This window comes from Cellulomonas sp. P4_H12, assembly GCF_056400905.1.
The window spans coordinates 99683-116116 of record NZ_JBFUKJ010000001.1; the positions used below are offsets into that span (position 1 = coordinate 99683).

Here is a 16434-nt window from a genome sequence, read left to right on the forward strand (position 1 = left end):
CGGCCGGTTGTGCGGTGTGTCAGCCGTTCGAGAGCGCGCCGTAGCGGAACTTGAACGAGGCGTCGAGGGTGTCCTCGGTGCCCTTCACGTCCTTGCCGACGACGGCCACCTGGGCGCCCTGCAGCAGCGGGACCGTGGACAGGTCCTTCGCGACGGCGTCCTGGATCTGCTCGATGAGCTTGGTGCGCGCATCGGGGTCGGTCGTGGTGGCCTGCTGCAGGATCATGTCGTTGACCGTCGGGTTGTCGTAGTGGTTGGCCAGGAAGTTCTCCTTGAGGAAGAACGGCGTGAGGTAGTTGTCGGCGTCGGAGTAGTCCGGGAACCAGCCGAGCTGGTACGCGGGGTAGACGTCGGCGGTGCGGTCCTTGGAGTACTGGACCCACTCGGTGGTCTGCAGGTCGACCTTGAACAGGCCGCCCTTCTCCAGCTGCTCCTTGACCAGGGCGTACTCGTCGGCCGACGACGGACCGTAGTGGTCGTTCGAGTACTGCAGGCTGAGCGCGACCGGCGTCGTGACGCCGGCGTCCTCGAGGGCCGCCTTCGCCTTGTCGGCGTCGGGGCCGCCCTCACCGTCGCCGTAGAGGCTCTTCAGCGACTCGGTGGCGCCCGTGAGGCCGTCCGGCACGTAGGAGTACAGGGGCGTGTAGGTGCCCTTGTAGACCTGCTCCGACAGCGGCTTGCGGTCGACCAGGTCGGCCACGGCCTGGCGCACCGCGAGGGCCTTCGCCGGGTCGGCGTCGTCCGTCTTGGCGCCGTACGGCTGCGTGTCGAAGTTGAACGTGATGTAGCGGATCTCCCCGCCGGGTCCGTCGACGACCTTGACCTTGTCGGAGGTCTTGAGGTCCGCGATGTCCGTCGCCGAGAGGCTGCGGAACGCCACGTCGATGTTCCCCTCCTGGATGTCCAGCTTGAGGTTCGACGAGTCCGCGTAGTACTTGACGTTGACCTCGTCGGTCTTCGCCGGCGGCAGGACACCCTTGTAGTCGGGGTTCGCCTTGTAGGAGATCAGCGAGTTGAAGTCGTAGCCCGTGATCGTGTACTGCCCGGCGAAGGCGTCGCCGTCGACGATCTCGTTGTCGGGCGTCAGCGCGTCGGCCGAGAAGACCTCCTCGTCGACGATCGGGCCCGCGGGGCTGGACAGGATCTGCGGGAAGATCTGGTCGTTCTCCGACTTCAGGTGGAAGACGACCGTCGTGTCGTCGACCGCCTCGGTGCTGTCCAGGTTGTACAGCAGCGACGACGGCCCGTTCTCGTCGGCGATCTTGACCATCCGGTCGAACGAGAACTTCACGTCCGAGGCCGTCAGGTCGTGGCCGTTGGCCCACTTCAGGCCGGGCTTGAGCTTGACCGTGTACTCGGTCGGGGCCGTGAACTCCGCCGAGTCGGCGATGTCGGGCTCGACGTCCGGGCTGCCGTACGGGGTGTTCATGAGGAACGGGAACACCTGGTTCATGACGGCGAACGAGCCGTTGTCGTACGAACCGGCCGGGTCCAGCGTGGTGACCTTGTCCGTGGTGCCGATCGTCAGGGCGCCGCCGGCGGCGGAGGTGCTGCCGCCGTCGCTGCCGTCGTCGTTGCTGCCCGAGCAGGCGGTCAGCACGAAGGCTGTCGCCGCGAGTCCCGCGGTCGCCGCGAGGACGCGGCGACGGGAGGGTGCGAGGGAGGTCATGCAATACCTCTTCTGTCAGGGCCACGGGCGCGCGAGGGGCGCCCGCCGGCTGGGTTCTCAGTGGGCTATGGGTAGCACACAGATGTGTCAGGCATCACGAGGGTCTTACCGGTAAGTAACATCCACATCTCGGGATGGTCACGATCGTCCGGAGATTTCTCGGGGGATCCCGTCCTCGTCGACGTTCTCCGGCTCGTCGGAACGCACCCCGAGCAGGCCCGCCACCAGCGGACCCGTCAGGCCGTAGACGATCGCGGTCGTCAGCACGACGCCGAAGACCACGGGGATCAGCTGCGGGAACGGTTCGCCCTTGTCCTCGAACTGGAGCGCGAAGACGCTCGCGGTCGACGCGGCGACGATGCCGCGCGGCGCCATCCAGGCGACCATGCCCCGCTCTCGACGGGTCAGGACGGTCCGCGTCGTGGCGAGCCACGCCGCGAGCGGGCGCAGGCCGAGGACCAGGAGGCCGACCAGCACCAGCGTCTGCGGGCCGTAGTGCAGCAGCGCGTCGAGGTCGACGCGCGCGGCCAGCAGGATGAACAGGGACCCGATCAGCAGCATGCCGACGTGGCTGCCGAACTCGTGCAGCGCGTCGAGCCGCACCCACGGCTGGTTGGCGAGGGCGACACCGAGCGCCGTGGTCGCCCAGAGCCCCGACTCCTCGTAGAGCGCCTCGGCCGAGGCGAAGGCCGTGAGCGCGACGGCGACCCCGAGCGCGACGTGCGTGGCCGGCGGGACCTTGCCGACCGCGACCAGCGCGAGGAAGACGCCCGCAGCGACCAGCCCGGTGAGGATGCCGGTCAGTGCCGTCCAGCCGAGGTGGGGCGCGCCGTCGTGCAGCGCGAGGTTCACCATGCCGAGCGCGACCGTCGCGCCGATCGGGTCGATGAAGATGCCCTCGAACGCGAGCACCGACTCGAGCGGCTGCTTCGGCCGGATCACCGCGAGCATGGGACCGACGACCGTCGGGCCGGAGACGATGAGGATCGCGCCGATGACGGCGGCATGGTCGAGCGGCAGGTCGAACACCCAGCGCGCCAGCACCGTCGCTCCGAGGCCCGTGACGATCGCCCCCATGGTGACGAGCCCGAGCACGGGACGTCGCGCGCCGCCGTGCAGCCGCGAGAGGTCCAGCTTGAGCGACTCCTCGAACAGCAGGAGGCCCACCGCCATCGACACCAGCGGGAACAGCGCGTCCCCCAGGATCGCGTCGGGGTTGACCCAGCCCAGCACCGGGCCGACCAGCAGCCCCAGGACCAGCAGCGGGATGATCGAGGGGATGCGGACGGCCTTGCCCAGGATCTGACCGAGGACCCCGAACAGGACGATCGCGGCGATGCCGGCGGTGAACCCGAGCTCCATGTCGGCCATTGTGTCGGCCGGTGCGCGTCAGTGGGCGGGCTGCGTCTGCTTGCGTCGCGGGACCAGGTGCAGGACGGCGACGACGACCGCGCCGACCACGAGCCCGACGAGCGCGGACCCGAGCGTGTCGACCAGCCACGCGAGCAGCCCCCCGACCCCCGGCACGCCGTGCACGGCGTCCTCGAGGTGGTGCAGCAGCTCGGAGGGGGCGTGCCAGCCCAGCTCGTCGACGCCGGCCAGCAGGATGTGGCCGCCCACCCAGAGCATGGCGACGATGCCGACGGTCGAGAGCACGGAGAGGACCTTCGGCATGGCTTTCACCAGCACGCGCCCGGTGGCGGCGGCCGCGGTGTTGCTGCGCCCGGCCAGGTGGAGGCCGATGTCGTCCATCTTGACGATGAGCCCGACGACCCCGTAGACGAGCGCGGTGATGACCAGCGCCACGATGGCCAGGATGATCGCGCGGGACAGCAGCGGCTCGTCGGCCACCTCGTTGAGGGCGATGACCATGATCTCGGCCGACAGGATGAAGTCCGTGCGGATCGCGCCGCTCACCATCGACTTCTCGGTGCCCTCGCCCTGCGCGGCGACCGGCGTGGTCGTGTGCTCCTTCGCGTGCCCGCTGACCAGCTCCCAGATCTTCTCCGCGCCCTCGTAGGCGAGGTAGGTGCCGCCGACCATGAGGATCGGCGTCAACAGCCAGGGGAGGAACTGGCTGAGCAGCAGGGCCGCCGGGAGGATGAACAGCAGCTTGTTGCGCAGCGAGCCCACGGCGATCCGTCGGACGATCGGCAGCTCGCGGTCGGGCGTGAAGCCGTGGACGTAGCGCGGCGTCACGGCCGTGTCGTCGATGACGACGCCCGCGGCCTTCGCGCTGGCCCGGCCCGCGGCGGCGCCGACGTCGTCGACCGAGGCCGCGGCGAGCTTGGCCAGGGCGGCGATGTCGTCGAGAAGCGCGGCGAGTCCGCCTGCCATCGGTACTCCCTCGGTCGTCGGGCCGGAAGGGTGATCCTGGCACAGCAGCCGCGTCGTCGAGATACGCTCCCGGCACCCGAACGGAGGTGTGCCGTGCCCACCGATGACGACCGCCCACCGAACCCCCAGCCCTGGCCACCGCAGCGATCGCGCCGTGCCCTCACCGGCTGGCAGGGCGTGGGGCTGGCGCTGGCGATCGTCCTGGGCGTCTGCGGACTGGCCGTCCTGGCCTTCGGCGTCCTGTTCGTCGTGGGCATGAACCAGTGGGCGAGCAACAAGTGAGGGGCGACCTGCGGGCGCACGTCCGGCTCGTCGTCCTCATGGCGCGGCCGGCGCTGGTGCTGCTGCTCGGCAGCTACGCCGCCATCGGGCTCGCGCAGCACGGCGCGGCAGACGACGCGTGGCGCACGATGGGCGTCCTCGTCGTCGTGGTCGGCTACCTGCTCGCGTCCGTGGTCCTCAACGACATCGCCGACGTCGCCGTCGACCGGATCAACCTGGCCGGCGACCGGTCGCGGCCGCTGACCACCGGGAGCACGCCGCGCGAGCTGGTGCTCGTCGCCGTCACCGGAGGCGTGCTGGCGGTGGCGTGCGCGGTGGCGCTGGGCTGGCAGGTGGTCCTCGTGCTGGTCGCCGGCCTGCTGGTGGCGACCGCGTACTCGGTGCCGCCGCTCAGCTTCTCCAAGCGCGGCGTGGTCGCCTCGCTGGTGCTGCCCCTGTGCGTCGTGGCCGTGCCGTACCTCGTCGGGCTGTTCGCGGCCGACCCGCGGCTGCGCCCCGGTGACCTCGCGCTGCTCGGCGGGCTGTACGTCGCGATCATCGGCCGGCTGCTGCTCAAGGACTTCCGCGACGTGCGCGGGGACACCCTCCTGGGCAAGCGTACGTTCCTGGTCCGGTACGGCCGGCAGGTCACGTGCCGGACCAGCGCGGTGCTGTGCGTCGTCGGCGGCGCGGTGCTGCTGCTCGCCGTGCCCGACCGCAGCGCCGCGCTCGTCGCCGTCTACGCGGGCGGGCTGGCCGTCGTGGTCTGGTTGCTGGTGCGGCTGGCGTCGAGCACGGGTCCGCGGCAGGACACCGTGCTGGTCGCGGCCGTCGCGATCGTCGGCCGCGGCCTGCTCCTGGCGCTGCTGGCGCACCTGTCGATGAGGCCGTTGGGCTGGACGGTGCTGCAGCAGGCGCTGGTCGTGCTCGCCCTGGGCGTGCTGACGATCGGGCTGGCCTCGGACATGCTGCGGTACGGCCCGCGCGTGCGGGGCACCGTCCCCGCGGTGGAGGAAGTCACAGCTCGCGACGCATGAGCACGCGCGGCCGGCCGCCGCTGTGCGCGGTCGTCGGTGCGGCCCGCGCGAACCCGGCCGCCTCGAACAGGCGGCTGGTGCCGACGTAGCCGGAGATGAGGTCGACGCGGTCGCCCGAGCCGATGTCGATCGGGTAGCCCTCGACCACCTTCGCGCCGCTCGCCCGGGCGTGGGCGACGGCGCCCTCGAGCAGCTCGTGCATGAGGCCCTGGCGGCGGAACCGCGGCCGGACGACGAAGCACACGACGCTCCACGCGTCCCGCTCGTCGACGAACGGGATCGTTCGCGAGTGCATGAGCCGCCGGTAGCTGCGCCGCGGGGCGACCGAGCACCAGCCGGCCACCTCGCCGTCGACGTACGCGAGCACGCCCGGCCCGGGTTCCTGCGCGCACTCGTCGCGCATGTACTGCCCGCGCTCGTCGTTGGGCACGCGGCTGTCCCGGTACGCCATGCACCAGCACCCGCCGCCGCCCGGCTTCTTGACGCCGACGACCTCGAAGAAGTCCTCGTAGCGCCCCACGGCTGGCAGCACCTCCACGCTCATGCCGGCCACGCTAGGCCGGGCCGCCCACGCTCACCGCGCGGAGCTGTGCGAGCGTCTCGCGGACCCGCGTGGCCAGGTCGGCGGACGAGGGGTCGGTGACCCAGAGCTCGAAACCGACCGAGAACGCCGAGACGCCCGCCTGGGCGGCGAGCGCGGCAGCGGGGTTGGCGACGCCGCGGGCCCGCAGGGCGACCGTCGCGGCGGTGGCCAGGGCGGCCATCTTGAGCAGCTCGCGCTCCTGGAGCGCGGTCGTCGCCGCGATCACGGTCGCCCGCGTGCGCGCGTGCTCGCGGCGCTCCTCGAGCATCGTCGCCGCGTCGGCGAAGGCGTCGCCGACGACGTCGATCGGCGCGAGCCCCGCGGGAGCCTGCGCGATGGCGTCGACCAGGCGCTGCTGAAGCACGGCCGACCCGTCGAAGAGGACCTCCCGCTTGTCGGCGAAGTGGCGGAAGAACGTGCGCTCGGTGACGCCCGCCCGCTCGGCGATGTCCTCGACGGTCGTCTGCTCGAAGCCTCGCTCGGCGTACAGCTCCAGCGCCACGCGCGCGAGGCGCCCGCGCGCGTCCGGCTCCCATCGACCCATGCGGAGAAGTCTAGTGATGACAGAGCCTGACATCGGGCGTACTGTCGTGATGACAGTTACTGACATCGATCTGAGGAGTACCCCCATGCGTGTCTTCGTCACCGGTGCCTCCGGCTGGATCGGCTCCGCCGTCACGGCCGAGCTCCTCACGGCAGGGCACGACGTCGTCGGCCTCGCCCGCTCGCCGCGGTCCGCCGACGCCATCGCCGCCGCCGGTGCCGCGGTCCACCGCGGAAGCCTCGACGACCTGGAAAGCCTGCGCAAGGGCGCCGTCGACGCCGATGCGGTCATCCACCTGGGCTTCAACCACGACTTCTCCGACATGGCCGGCGCCTGGCGGACCGAGCGCGCGGTCGTCGAGACGTTCCTCGACGTGCTCGAGGGGTCCGACCGCCCGTTCCTGCTGGCGTCGGGCGTCGCCGGGCTGACCCCCGGACGCGTCGCGACGGAGAACGACGCGAGCACCCAGCGCGGCCCCGACAGCATGCGCGGCGGCGCCGAGAACCTCGCCCGCGACCACGCCGACCGCGGCGTCCGGTCCGTCGGCCTGCGCTTCGCACCCACCGTGCACGGCGAGGGCGACCACGGATTCGTCGCCACGATCGCGGGGATCGCGCGGACGACCGGGGTCTCCGGCTACGTCGGGGACGGCTCGGCGCGGTGGCCGGCCGTGCACCGGCTCGACGCCGCCCACCTCGTGCGCCTCGCGCTCGAGGGCGCGCCCGCCGGGTCCGTGGTCCACGCCGTCGCGGAGGAGGGCGTGCCCACGCGGGACATCGCCGAGGCGCTCGGTCGCGGGCTCGGCGTCCCGGCCGCGTCCATCGACCTCGCGGACGTCACCGAGCACTTCGGCTGGATCGGCCGGTTCTTCGCGATGGACGCGCCCACGTCGAGCACCCTCACCCGCGAGCTGCTGGGCTGGGAGCCGACGCACCCGGGCCTGCTCGACGACATCGCCGCCGGGTACTACACGCGGGGCTGAGCGCCCCGCGTCCCGGTCAGCGCTCCGGCGCCTGCTCGTCGATGCGGTGCCGCTCGTCGTGGATCGCCGCGCCCGCCGCGACCAGCTTGAGCTCGTGCGCGCGGAAGTGGTGACCGCAGAAGAGCAGCTCCAGCCCGTCGGCCGTCGGGAGGGTCGCCTTCACGTACGCCTGCGCGCCGCAGCGGTCGCAGCGGTCCTGGCGCGTGAGCTCGGCGGCGGTCGTGTGGAGGTCGACAGTGGCGGTGGTCATGGGCGGGCACCTCGTCTCGCTGGGGGAATGACTGCTCATCCGAACCGTCGCCCCGCGCGGGCGATTCCGGATCTGTGTTCGCTCAGCGGGGAACCCGCCCGACGAGCCCGGTTGAGACCATGGGTGGGCCCCGTGGGGATCGAACCCACAACCCGCGGATTAAAAGTCCGCTGCTCTGCCAATTGAGCTAGAGGCCCGGGGAATCAGGCAGTCCGGTCGGAGAACCCAGCGCACCGCTGCCGTGGTTCAGCCGCTCCGACGGCCATCGCTTCCAGATCGAAACCCTATGGCACGTTCCCCGTTCGCCCCGTGCGGAGGACGCTGGACCTCGTGGGAACCGCGGACGACGGCAGCGTGGTGGGACGCGCCACGCTGCTGCTCGAGATCGTGGAGGCCGCCGGCTGCATCCGCCAGGCGGACCTCGCCCGTGACGCCGGGCTGCCCAAGCCGACGGTGCGGCGCATCGCGGCCGACCTCGTCGCCCGAGGTCTGCTCTCGCGCTGCCCGGACGGGTACGAGCTCGGACCGCGCCTGGTCTCCCTCGGTGCCGCCGCGCTCGCTCGGCACCCGTTCCGGGCGGCGACCGCACCGCACGTCCAGGACCTGCTCGCACGCACCGGTGAGGTGGCGTTCGTCCAGACCGTCGAGCCCGATCTGACCATGGTGACGTTGCACGTCGCGTACGGGCAGAGTCGCGCCACCGCGGTGTCCGCGACCCTGGACGGGTGGCCGACCGTCGAGCCGGCGGAGCCCGCCATCCTGCTGAAAGCGGCCGGCCGCATCGCGTACGCCGAGCACCCGGATCGCGTCGAGGCGCTCCTCGCGGCGGGGCTGCGTCGGCGCACGCGGTACTCGGCGCCCTCGCGCCGCGCGTTGCTGGCCGCGATCGACGCGACGCTCGAGCGCGGCACCGCGGTCGAGCGTGAGGAGCACACCCCGGGATGGTCGTGCATCGCGTCGGGCATCCGCGACCATGACGACCACGTCGTCGGAGTCGTCGGCGTGATCGGCCGGTCGGGTTCGTGGGACCCGCAACGCCTCCAGGGTCCGATCACCGTCGTGACCGACGCACTGTCGGCGGCCATCCCGCTGGCGCTGCCCGAGGTGCGCCGCGCGCTCGAGCGGCCGCCGGGCTTCTGACCTCGGGCCACTGAGTGGCCCGACGTCCTGCTGCTCGAGGGTGCGGCGCTGGCACCATCGAGCTGAGCGCTCAGCCCGTCATCCCATCTCCTCGTCCGCCGGCCCGCAAGGGGTCGGCGGGCGCGCGACGTGCGGCTGGACGCCGCCGGAAGGACCGTGCATGGTCCACGCGACGCGGCACCCCAGCGCTCACCTCGAGACGGTCATCGAGTTCGAGGTGGCCCCCGACGAGCCGATGGGCTCGGTCGCGCACGAGCCGGATGAGCGTGCCCTGAGCGTGCGGCGGGTCGTCGCGTCGGCAGGCGCGACCCTCGCGGTCGTGCTCGTCGCGGTGGTCGGGACCGCGATCGCGACGGGGCCGGCGCCGGCGGCCGAGCGGGAGGCGGTTCCCGCGTGCCGGCCCGTCGGGGCGCCGGAATCAGCCGACGGGGAGTGGCTCGCGTGGTGCTCGTGGCCGGCGCCGACGTCGGGGCTGGCCGGCGTCCAGCGCATGGGGTCGCCGTGACAGGGACGCCGGTCACCCGCCGGGTCACGACCGGGGCAGGACCGTCAGCACGCGGACGAGGTGCTCGCGGAACTCGGCCATGAAGGCGCGCAGCACCGCCTCGGTGTCCTCCAGCAGGACCTCACCGTCGTCCGAGAACATGCCCGGCGCCCACCGCAGGTAGGCCTCGGGTGCGGTCATCTGCCGGGCGTTGACGAAGCTGAGCACCCCGCGCAGGCTCTGCTGGGCCAGGGCCGTGCCGATGGGACCCGTCGACATGCCGATCACCGCGGCCGGGATGTGGTCGAAGGAGTTCTGCCCCCACGGCCGCGAGGCCCAGTCGATGGCGTTCTTGAGCGCGCCCGGGATGGACCGGTTGTACTCGGGGGTCACGAACAGGATGGCCTGGACGGCGGCGATCGACTCCTTGAGCGCTCGGGCCTCGGGTGGGAACGCCTGGTCGTAGTCGGGGCTGTACAGCGGCAGGTCCCTGATGGGGATCTCGCTGAGCTCCAGGTCGTCCGGTGCCAGGCGCGTCAACGCCGTCGCCAGGGTGCGGTTGATCGACGTCGACGACAGGCTGCCGACGAAGTACCCGACTCGATACGTGGTCATGGCTCACCACCTCACTGCGAGGGCGCTCAGAGCGGTTCAGGCCACCGTACCCGCGCGGAACACCCGCCAGACGGTCGGCAGCATCTGCTTGCGGGGGACGCCCCGCAGGATGCGCGTGATCTGCCTGCCGGCGACGATCGCGCCGAGGACGCCGACCACGGTCTGCACCACGACGAGCCCGACGAGCGCGGCCTGGACGTCGAGGCCGGTGACCTCGGCGATCACCGGTGCCGCGAGCCACACGGGGATCCACCAGAGCAGGATGAGGAAGACGCCCGCGCGCAGCCGGGCGGGCGAGACCGGGGCGCTCGCGTCGGCGTCCATCAGACTCCCTGCGGCGGCGCGGCCGGCAGGCGCACCGCCACGCGCAGCCCTCCGGCGGCCCGCGGGGTGAGCGTCAGCGCTCCGTCGTGCGCCCGGACGATGCTGTCGACGATCGCCAGGCCGAGGCCCACGCCGGCGTCGTGGCCGTGCACGCGGGCGGTGCCGCGCTGGAACGGCTCGGCGAGGGTCGCGACGAGCCCGGCATCGAGATGGTCGCCCGTGTTCTCGACGATGACGACGACGAACCCCGGGCGGGCCGCGGTGCTGACCTGCACGCCGCCGCCGTCGGGCACGTTGTGGACGATCGCGTTGTGCACGAGGTTCGTGATCATCTGCAGCAGCAGGGCCCGTGACCCGAGGGTCCAGGTGATGTCGCCGGTGGTCTCGAGCCGCACGCCGCGCTTCTCCGCGAGGGGCAGGAGCGTCTCGGCGGCCTCCTCCGCCAGGAGGGACAGGTCGACGCGCTCGACCGTGAACGACCGTTGGTCGGCGCGGCTGAGGACGAGCAGCGCCTCGGTGAGGTCGATCGCGCGGGCGTTCACCGCGTGGAGCCGGTCGAGGAGCTCGGTCTGGTCGTGCTGGGGGTCCTGCCGGGCGACCTCGAGGAGGGCCTGGGTGGTGGCCAGCGGGGTGCGCAGCTCGTGGGAGGCGTTGGCGGCAAACCGGCGCTGCTCGGCGACGTGCGCCTCCAGCCGGGCGAGCATGGCGTCGAAGGCGTCGGCCAGGTCGCGGAACTCGTCCCTGCGGCCCGGGAGCCGGATCCGGTGCGAGAGCGACCCGCTCCCCGCGGTGCGGCTCGCCTCGGTGATGCGCTGCAGCGGCGCGAGCATCCGACCGGCGAGCACCCACCCGCCGACCAGCCCGAACACGAGCAGGAACCCCAGCGCGAGGGTCGCCTTGGGCGCGAAGGCGCGCCAGAGGTCGGACCGGCCCGGCACGAAGATGCTCGGCGCGAAGCCCTCGCCGGGCGCCGCCCGCGGATCGGGCAGCGTGACGGCCTGATCGGGCACGTAGCGCAGGAGGAACACCCAGACGACGGCGATGAGCAAGAACCCCGCGACCATCAGGAAGCCGGCGTAGCTGAGGGTCAGCTTGAGCCGGACGCTCAGCCCGGGCTCCCTATCCACGCGCGACCTCGATGCGATAGCCCGCGCCGGGCACGGTGGCGATGAGCCACGGTTCGCCCAGCCGCTTGCGCAGCGCCGAGACAGTGATGCGGACGGCGTTGGTGAAGGGGTCCGCGTTCTCGTCCCACGCCCGCTCGAGCAGCTCCTCGGCGCTGATGACCCCGCCGTCGGCCGCGACGAGCACCTCGAGGACGGCGAACTGCTTGCGGGTCAGCGGGACGTAGCGGCCGTCGCGGTAGACCTCCCGGCGGAACGGGTCCAGCCGCAGGCCGGCGACCTCGAGCACCGGCGGCCGATGGTGCGCCCGGCGGCGGTCCAGCGCGCGCAGCCGGAGCACGAGCTCGCGCATCTCGAAGGGCTTGGTGAGGTAGTCGTCGGCGCCGAGCTCGAACCCCGACGCAAGGTCGTCGATCCGGTCGGCGGCAGTGAGCATGAGGATCGGCATGCCGCTGCCGGACGCGACGATGCGCTCGGCGACCACGTCGCCGGACGGCCCGGGGATGTCGCGGTCGAGGACGGCGAGGTCGTAGGAGTTCACGCCCAGGAGCTCCAGGGCGGTGTCGCCGTCGCCCGCGACGTCGGCGGCGATCGCCTCCAGGCGCAGGCCGTCGCGGATGGCCTCGGCCAGGTAGGGCTCGTCCTCGACGATCAGCACGCGCACTCTCTCGACTCTACGAGCCGCGACATATCGTCGGGATATCGAGATCCGCATACGCGCTCACAACGCCGGCGCGCGTTCGCTGGGCGCATGTCACGCTCCCAACCAGCGAGAACGGCCGGCCGCCGTTCCCGATCCGTCGTCCTCGTCGCCCTGGCCGTCGCCGCCCTCGGCGCCGTCCTCGGCCACCAGTCCTCGGCGGCCACGCCGTCGCCTGCCCTGCCGTCGTCGGCGGCGCCGCGCCCGCACGACGAGCCGCCCCGCCTGGCGGCGGCCGCCGCGGTCGGCGGCCAGCTCTGGGCCGACGGCGACGTCCCCGACGGCCTGACGGTCTTCGACGACGACGTGCCCGCCGTGACCAACCTCGACCCGGACCTCCTCGACGCCCTCCGCCGGGCCGCGACGCAGGCCTCCGCGGACGGGATCGCGGTCGTCGTCAACAGCGGCTGGCGGTCCCGCGCGTACCAGGACCGGCTCGTGGGCGAGGCCGTGGCCGAGTACGGGTCGGCCGAGGAGGCGGCCCGCTGGGTGGCGACCGCGGACACGTCCCCGCACGTGCATGGCGACGCCGTCGACGTGGGACCGTGGGACGCGACGACGTGGTTGTCGCAGCACGGCGCCGGGTACGGGCTGTGCCAGATCTACGACAACGAGCCCTGGCACTACGAGCTGCGGCCCGACGCCGTCGCCGACGGTTGCCCCGCCCGGTACGCCGACCCGACGCACGACCCGAGGATGCAGCAGTGACGACGACCGAGGTGGCCCCCGGGACGCGAGCGCGGACCACGACGCAGCTCCGCCTGCTGTTCGTCGTCTACCTCGCGCTGCTCGTCTGGGTCGTGCTGTGGAAGCTCGAGGCGCCGTGGGACACGGAGACCGGCGGCCGCATCGTCAAGCTCGTCCCGTTCGTCGCGACGAGCGGCGCCGGTGCCAGCACGCGCTTCGACGTCGTCGCGAACGTCCTGCTCTTCGTCCCCTTCGGCCTGTACCTCGGGCTCCTCGCGCCGTCCTGGCGGTGGTGGAAGGTGGCGGGTGTCGCGGCTGCGGCGAGCGTGGCGCTGGAGGTCTCCCAGTACGTCCTGGCCGTCGGGAGCTCCGACCTCACGGACGTCGTCGTCAACACGGCCGGCGCCGTGGCCGGGTTGGGTCTGCTCGCCGTGACCCGCCGCCGGCTGCGCGCGAGGACCGCCACCGTGATGACGCGGGCCTGCGCCATCGGGACGGTGCTCGCCGTGCTCGCGAGCGTCCTGGTCGTCGTCTCGCCGCTGCGCTACGGGCCGCCTCGGGACGTCAGGTGCACGACCGTCGGCGGCTCCGTGCGGTGCGGGCCGCCCGGCGAGCTCACCAGCCCGGGCGGCTGACAGCCCAGGGCGAGCCGGCGTGCCCGAACGGTGCGGGGGTCGGGTGCCAGACCGGCGGGGCGACGTACGTGAACCGGGCCGAGGTCGTCGAGGCGCCCGCGGGGGTGGTCACCGACACCCGCACGACGCCCTTGGCGTGCTTGGGCACGACGACCGCCAGCGTGGTGCCGCCCAGGACGGTGACCTTGGTCGCCGCCACGCCGCCGAACGAGACGGTCGTGCGGCCCTTGACGAAGTTCTTGCCGGTGAGCACGGTCAGCGTCCCTCCGGTGGTCAGGCCGACGTCCGGCAGGGCGCGGTCGACCACCGGGAGCATGCCGCCCGCTGCCGGAGCCACCGTGTGGCTGACCTGGGCCGACGAGGAGCCGTACGTCGCGTCGCCGGCGAACGTCGCGCTGACGGTGTGCGCGCCCGCGGCGAGGGTGGACGTGCTCAGCACCGCGGAGCCGCCGACGAGCGGGACGGTGACGGCCGCACCACCGTCCACGACGAACGCGACGGCGCCGGTCGGCGTCGACGCGGCGGCGGCGACCGTGGCGGTGAACGCTGCCGGCGCACCGGTCGGGGTGGGCGCGGCCGGGCCGGTCAGCTGCAGCGTCGTCGCGACCTTCTCGTAGGTGTACGTGCTCGGGGCGCCGGGCCGGCCCTGGGTGGTGACGACCACGTCGACCGGGCCGGCGGCGTGCGCCGGAGCTGTCGCGACCAGCGACGTCGGCCCGCTGACCGCGACCGCCGCGGCGACGCCACCGAAGGTCACGCTGCTGTCCGGGCCGAAGCCGGTCCCGGTGACGGCCACCTGCTCGCCGCCCAGGACCGTGCCGGAGGACGGGGCGAGGGAGGTGATGCTCGGGGGCTCGGCGCCCGGCACGTAGTCCACGACGGCGGCGGCGGTGCCGTACGTGGAGTCCCCGACGTAGTACACGTCGACCCACGGGTAGGTGCCCTGGTCCACGGCGTCGAACGTGAGCGTCGCGTGCCCCGTGGCGTCCAGGCCGGCGTCGGCGTAGACGACCTCGTTCGCCAGGGTGGTGCCCACCCACACCGAACCGGTCGGCACGCCCTGGGCACCGGTGACGGTGACGTCGATGGTGAACGGCTCGCCCAGCACCGGCGGGTGCGCGACCGTGGTGACGAGGGTCGCCGGCGCCGAGCCCTTCGCACCTGCGTGGATGTCGATACCCGCCGCGGTGCCGCCCGCTGCCAGGACCACCGGCGTCGCCTGGCTCGACCGGGTGACGCCCGGGGTGGCGGCGTAGTACGTCCGCACGACCTGCGGGGGGAGGTAGGACGACACGGAGACGCGGTACGTCCCGGGCGGGAGCAGGTTGATCGAGTACGAGCCGTCGCTCGCGGTGCTCGCGCCGTTCTGCCCGTCGGCCCCGACGGCCATCACGCTGGCGCCCGACAACGGAGTGCCGCCGGGCCCGAACGCCGTGCCGGTGATCGTCACGCCCGCCAGCAGGGTCATGTCGTGCAGCGTGACCGTGGTCGCGCCGGCGACGTGGACCAGCTCGGCGTCGTCCCAGCTCGCGGTCCCCGGGTAGACGACACCGACAAGGTTGGCGCTCCAGTCGGACTGGGCGTTGACGCGGTAGTCGCCGTCGGCCAGCCCCGCGATCGCGTAGGTGCCGTCGGCGCCCGTCGTGGCGCCACCACCGCCGCCGCTGTCCGTCGACGCGTAGACCTCGATGCCGGCCTTCGGCGTCCCGTCCGGTGCGAGGATCCGACCAGCGATCGTGCTGCCGCGCGCGAGCACGGCGTCGTGCAGGGTGACTGCCGCGCCGGACGTCAGCGGGACGACCGCCTGCTCGTCGTAGGTCCGTGCGTCGTCGTAGTACTCCGAGACCCACGGCGAGCCGTTCGGCGCGGTGAACCCGATGCGCCATGAGCCCGGGCGCAGGCCGGTGGCGAGGTAGGTGCCGTCGGGACCCGAGGTGGCCGAGGTCAGCTGCGCCGCCGCCGACGCCAGCTGGACGCTGACCCCCGAGATCGGGTTGCCGTCCGGGTCGAGGACGAGGCCACCGATCGAGCCGGCGCGGTCCAGCGTGGCGTCGATGCCGGTGACGTCGGCCGCCGTCACGGTGATCCTCGTCGGGTTCCACATGACGGCGTCGTCGTAGGTCTCGCCGAGCAGCGCGCTGCCGGCCGGCGGCACGAAGCTCACGGTGTACGAGCCCGGGAGCAGGTTCCCCACGGTGTAGTGGCCGGCGGCGTCGGTCGTGACCGGGCTGCCGTACGGCGACACCGTCACCGTGACGCCCGCCGCGGGTGCGCCGAGATCGTCGACGACCGTGCCGGAGATCGTGTACGCCCCCAGGCCGACGTCGGCCAGCGCGCTGGACGGTGCGAGCGCACCGAGGCCGAGCAGCGTGGCGACGGCGGCCAGGAAGCCGACGAGCCGACGGACGGCGGGACGGGACGACGACGGCGTCATACGGGGAACCCCCTGGTCGAGCGCCTCGGGACAGCCCGGCGCGGGGGAAATGTACCGGTCCGGCGGGTGCCCGCGAGGGCGTTTCGTGGGTGTTCATCCGCTCGGGTGCAGGGGCCGGACGGTGTCAGGCCGGGTGTGGCGTGGCGAGCGGGCCGGCGCCACCCACCTTCAGGCGTGCCGGGGAGGCCCCAGCCGTGACCCGCTGAGCGTCCTCGCACGCGACGTCGACGGGCGGCGGCATGTGCACGTAGCGCCCGCACGGGCCCAGGCACGAGCTGGCCGACGAGCGCATGTGGTCGCCCGGGCACGCATCCAGCGGTGCCTGCGCCGACTGGCCCGGGCTGGGCGCCGGCGTGGTCGCCGGACGGGAGGTTGCTCCCAGGATGCTCGCGGCGAGCACGACCACGAGGCAGGTGGCCCCGACCATGGCCCGCGCGGCGCGGGCGACGGGAGGCGGCGGACCCTCGGGAGAGGGCTCGTCGGGGGTGAGCGGGTCGTCCAGCTGCACCGTCGACATCTTCACGCGACGCATCGGCTCCTCCTCGGGGAGCTCGACGGCTCCGGAGGTACGAACGTCTCGTCGGGACATACCGGGCGTCATGGGACATCGGCCCGCCCCCGCCGGGCG

General features: G+C 73.0%; 19 protein-coding genes and 1 tRNA gene. 7 read left to right on the top strand and 13 right to left on the bottom strand.

Annotated elements, in window-relative coordinates; translation table 11 throughout:
* Positions 1–19: 19 nt before the first annotated feature.
* From AC1DQC_RS00515 to AC1DQC_RS00525, 3 genes are all read right to left on the bottom strand, one after another.
* A complete protein-coding gene (locus AC1DQC_RS00515) occupies positions 20–1669 on the bottom strand; it encodes an ABC transporter substrate-binding protein (protein ID WP_477049270.1) in 1650 nt (549 codons plus the stop codon).
* Positions 1670–1807: 138 nt separating this feature from the next.
* Entirely contained in the window at positions 1808–3031 is a 1224-nt protein-coding gene (locus AC1DQC_RS00520; protein ID WP_477049271.1) for a cation:proton antiporter, read from the bottom strand.
* A gap of 27 nt (positions 3032–3058) precedes the next feature.
* A complete protein-coding gene (locus AC1DQC_RS00525; RefSeq protein ID WP_477049272.1) occupies positions 3059–4006 on the bottom strand; it encodes a DUF808 domain-containing protein in 948 nt (315 codons plus the stop codon).
* Positions 4007–4099: 93 nt separating this feature from the next.
* Between AC1DQC_RS00525 and AC1DQC_RS00530 the strand changes: the two genes are divergently transcribed.
* A complete protein-coding gene (locus AC1DQC_RS00530) occupies positions 4100–4288 on the top strand; it encodes a hypothetical protein (RefSeq protein ID WP_477049273.1) in 189 nt (62 codons plus the stop codon).
* Entirely contained in the window at positions 4285–5304 is a 1020-nt protein-coding gene (locus AC1DQC_RS00535; protein ID WP_477049274.1) for a UbiA prenyltransferase family protein, read from the top strand. Before AC1DQC_RS00530 ends, AC1DQC_RS00535 begins: the two co-directional genes overlap by 4 nt.
* On the opposite strand, the gene AC1DQC_RS00540 is transcribed toward AC1DQC_RS00535, so the two are convergent.
* The gene (locus AC1DQC_RS00540) at positions 5285–5848 is read right to left on the bottom strand and encodes a GNAT family N-acetyltransferase (RefSeq protein WP_477049275.1); all 564 of its coding nucleotides are present in this window, start codon (positions 5846–5848) and stop codon (positions 5285–5287) included. The two genes, AC1DQC_RS00535 and AC1DQC_RS00540, sit on opposite strands and share 20 nt — an antisense overlap.
* A gap of 10 nt (positions 5849–5858) precedes the next feature.
* On the bottom strand, positions 5859–6431 hold the full coding sequence (locus tag AC1DQC_RS00545) for a TetR family transcriptional regulator (RefSeq protein WP_477049276.1): 573 nt from the start codon (positions 6429–6431) through the stop codon (positions 5859–5861).
* Between the two features lie 85 nt (positions 6432–6516).
* Here AC1DQC_RS00545 and AC1DQC_RS00550 point away from each other — a divergent pair, with 85 nt between their 5' ends.
* Entirely contained in the window at positions 6517–7413 is an 897-nt protein-coding gene (locus AC1DQC_RS00550; RefSeq protein WP_477049277.1) for an SDR family oxidoreductase, read from the top strand.
* A 16-nt stretch (positions 7414–7429) separates the two neighbouring features.
* Here AC1DQC_RS00550 and AC1DQC_RS00555 read toward each other — a convergent pair whose 3' ends face one another.
* Positions 7430–7663: a DUF7455 domain-containing protein gene (locus AC1DQC_RS00555; RefSeq protein ID WP_477049278.1), complete on the bottom strand. Its 234-nt coding sequence runs from the start codon at positions 7661–7663 to the stop codon at positions 7430–7432.
* 124 nt (positions 7664–7787) lie between these two features.
* Positions 7788–7860, bottom strand: a tRNA-Lys gene (locus AC1DQC_RS00560).
* Between the two features lie 133 nt (positions 7861–7993).
* Here AC1DQC_RS00560 and AC1DQC_RS00565 point away from each other — a divergent pair.
* Positions 7994–8803 carry an IclR family transcriptional regulator gene (locus AC1DQC_RS00565; protein WP_477049279.1) on the top strand — a complete coding sequence of 270 codons (810 nt, stop codon included), beginning with the start codon at positions 7994–7996 and terminating at the stop codon, positions 8801–8803.
* 160 nt (positions 8804–8963) lie between these two features.
* Positions 8964–9308, top strand: coding sequence for a hypothetical protein (locus AC1DQC_RS00570; protein WP_477049280.1), 345 nt, complete (start codon positions 8964–8966; stop codon positions 9306–9308).
* A 24-nt stretch (positions 9309–9332) separates the two neighbouring features.
* Here the strand turns inward: AC1DQC_RS00570 and AC1DQC_RS00575 are convergent, their stop codons facing one another.
* The 4 genes from AC1DQC_RS00575 to AC1DQC_RS00590 are packed head-to-tail and all read right to left on the bottom strand — an operon-like array spanning position 9333 to position 12014.
* A complete protein-coding gene (locus AC1DQC_RS00575) occupies positions 9333–9902 on the bottom strand; it encodes an NADPH-dependent FMN reductase (protein ID WP_477049281.1) in 570 nt (189 codons plus the stop codon).
* 36 nt (positions 9903–9938) lie between these two features.
* Positions 9939–10226 carry a hypothetical protein gene (locus AC1DQC_RS00580; protein ID WP_477049282.1) on the bottom strand — a complete coding sequence of 96 codons (288 nt, stop codon included), beginning with the start codon at positions 10224–10226 and terminating at the stop codon, positions 9939–9941.
* Positions 10226–11353 carry a sensor histidine kinase gene (locus tag AC1DQC_RS00585; RefSeq protein WP_477049283.1) on the bottom strand — a complete coding sequence of 376 codons (1128 nt, stop codon included), beginning with the start codon at positions 11351–11353 and terminating at the stop codon, positions 10226–10228. The genes AC1DQC_RS00580 and AC1DQC_RS00585 overlap by 1 nt, the downstream gene beginning before the upstream one ends.
* Positions 11346–12014: a response regulator transcription factor gene (locus AC1DQC_RS00590; RefSeq protein ID WP_477049284.1), complete on the bottom strand. Its 669-nt coding sequence runs from the start codon at positions 12012–12014 to the stop codon at positions 11346–11348. Before AC1DQC_RS00590 ends, AC1DQC_RS00585 begins: the two co-directional genes overlap by 8 nt.
* Before the next feature lie 87 nt (positions 12015–12101).
* Between AC1DQC_RS00590 and AC1DQC_RS00595 the strand changes: the two genes are divergently transcribed.
* A complete protein-coding gene (locus AC1DQC_RS00595; RefSeq protein WP_477049285.1) occupies positions 12102–12758 on the top strand; it encodes a M15 family metallopeptidase in 657 nt (218 codons plus the stop codon).
* Positions 12755–13372, top strand: coding sequence for a VanZ family protein (locus AC1DQC_RS00600; protein WP_477049286.1), 618 nt, complete (start codon positions 12755–12757; stop codon positions 13370–13372). Before AC1DQC_RS00595 ends, AC1DQC_RS00600 begins: the two co-directional genes overlap by 4 nt.
* On the opposite strand, the gene AC1DQC_RS00605 is transcribed toward AC1DQC_RS00600, so the two are convergent.
* Together AC1DQC_RS00605 and AC1DQC_RS00610 are read right to left on the bottom strand one after the other, a co-directional pair.
* Positions 13353–15806, bottom strand: a complete 2454-nt coding sequence (locus AC1DQC_RS00605; RefSeq protein ID WP_477049287.1) for a carboxypeptidase regulatory-like domain-containing protein — start codon at positions 15804–15806, stop codon at positions 13353–13355. The genes AC1DQC_RS00600 and AC1DQC_RS00605 overlap by 20 nt on opposite strands.
* A gap of 124 nt (positions 15807–15930) precedes the next feature.
* Positions 15931–16338: a hypothetical protein gene (locus AC1DQC_RS00610; protein ID WP_477049288.1), complete on the bottom strand. Its 408-nt coding sequence runs from the start codon at positions 16336–16338 to the stop codon at positions 15931–15933.
* Positions 16339–16434 lie beyond the last annotated feature (96 nt).

Excerpts from the sequence above, each read along its gene's own strand:
- AC1DQC_RS00515 (WP_477049270.1), bottom strand. The coding sequence starts at position 1,669 with ATGACCTCCCTCGCACCCTCCCGTCGCCGCGTCCTCGCGGCGACCGCG.
- AC1DQC_RS00520 (WP_477049271.1), bottom strand. The coding sequence starts at position 3,031 with ATGGAGCTCGGGTTCACCGCCGGCATCGCCGCGATCGTCCTGTTCGGG.
- AC1DQC_RS00525 (WP_477049272.1), bottom strand. The coding sequence starts at position 4,006 with ATGGCAGGCGGACTCGCCGCGCTTCTCGACGACATCGCCGCCCTGGCC.
- AC1DQC_RS00540 (WP_477049275.1), bottom strand. The coding sequence starts at position 5,848 with ATGAGCGTGGAGGTGCTGCCAGCCGTGGGGCGCTACGAGGACTTCTTC.
- AC1DQC_RS00545 (WP_477049276.1), bottom strand. The coding sequence starts at position 6,431 with ATGGGTCGATGGGAGCCGGACGCGCGCGGGCGCCTCGCGCGCGTGGCG.
- AC1DQC_RS00550 (WP_477049277.1), top strand. The coding sequence starts at position 6,517 with ATGCGTGTCTTCGTCACCGGTGCCTCCGGCTGGATCGGCTCCGCCGTC.
- AC1DQC_RS00555 (WP_477049278.1), bottom strand. The coding sequence starts at position 7,663 with ATGACCACCGCCACTGTCGACCTCCACACGACCGCCGCCGAGCTCACG.
- AC1DQC_RS00570 (WP_477049280.1), top strand. The coding sequence starts at position 8,964 with ATGGTCCACGCGACGCGGCACCCCAGCGCTCACCTCGAGACGGTCATC.
- AC1DQC_RS00575 (WP_477049281.1), bottom strand. The coding sequence starts at position 9,902 with ATGACCACGTATCGAGTCGGGTACTTCGTCGGCAGCCTGTCGTCGACG.
- AC1DQC_RS00580 (WP_477049282.1), bottom strand. The coding sequence starts at position 10,226 with ATGGACGCCGACGCGAGCGCCCCGGTCTCGCCCGCCCGGCTGCGCGCG.
- AC1DQC_RS00595 (WP_477049285.1), top strand. The coding sequence starts at position 12,102 with ATGTCACGCTCCCAACCAGCGAGAACGGCCGGCCGCCGTTCCCGATCC.
- AC1DQC_RS00605 (WP_477049287.1), bottom strand. The coding sequence starts at position 15,806 with ATGACGCCGTCGTCGTCCCGTCCCGCCGTCCGTCGGCTCGTCGGCTTC.
- AC1DQC_RS00610 (WP_477049288.1), bottom strand. The coding sequence starts at position 16,338 with ATGCGTCGCGTGAAGATGTCGACGGTGCAGCTGGACGACCCGCTCACC.